This is a genomic window from Halorubrum sp. SS7 (assembly GCF_005435055.1).
Classification (GTDB): domain Archaea; phylum Halobacteriota; class Halobacteria; order Halobacteriales; family Haloferacaceae; genus Halorubrum; species Halorubrum salinarum.
In genome coordinates, this window is the sequence record NZ_SGXV01000108.1 from 1 (window position 1) to 564 (window position 564).

The 564-nt window shown below is 64.9% G+C and carries 1 pseudogene; it reads right to left on the reverse strand.

Going from position 1 to position 564, the window contains the following annotated elements:
• A pseudogene (locus EXE44_RS16905) lies at positions 1-313 on the reverse strand (sugar ABC transporter substrate-binding protein); the annotation flags it as partial.
• Positions 314-564: the final 251 nt, after the last annotated feature.

The window sequence follows — 564 nt, forward strand, 5'->3', positions numbered from 1 at the left end:
CGCCGCGGACGATGAACGGGATCGTCCACCCGTTGTCGGTCAACACCAGGTCCGGGTTGGACTCCTCCGCGTTGATCGCGGTCCGGAGCTGCTGCTGTTTGCTGCCGGTGTCTTGGGGGGGCCGAGTCATCTCGATGGTGATCGAGTCGGGCACGCCCGCCTCGTGCAGGACTTCGGGGAACCCGGCATCCACGAACTGCGGTCCGGAGAAGACCGTGACCGTACCGCCGATCTCCCCGTCGCCCGACGAGCCCGACGAGGTCCCGCCGTTTCCGCCCCCGCCGGAACAGCCCGCGAGACCGGCCGCCCCCACTGCGCCCGTTGCCGCGAGATACTGCCGTCTCGAGACGCCGTTCGGTGTGCTATCTTCTGACATCATCCGGGTATAAGGAACAATCATTAATATAGTTACGGCAGTGTACTACCGGTGTTGTAAATGAGATCTCTCGCGAGAATCGGCGGCAAGCATCGGGGTCCGACCGTCTACCCGACCGCGCGCGAACCCACGCGGGGTACCGGAACGCACCGAGGTCCTCTATCAGTCTTTCCCGAGGGCGGGCCACT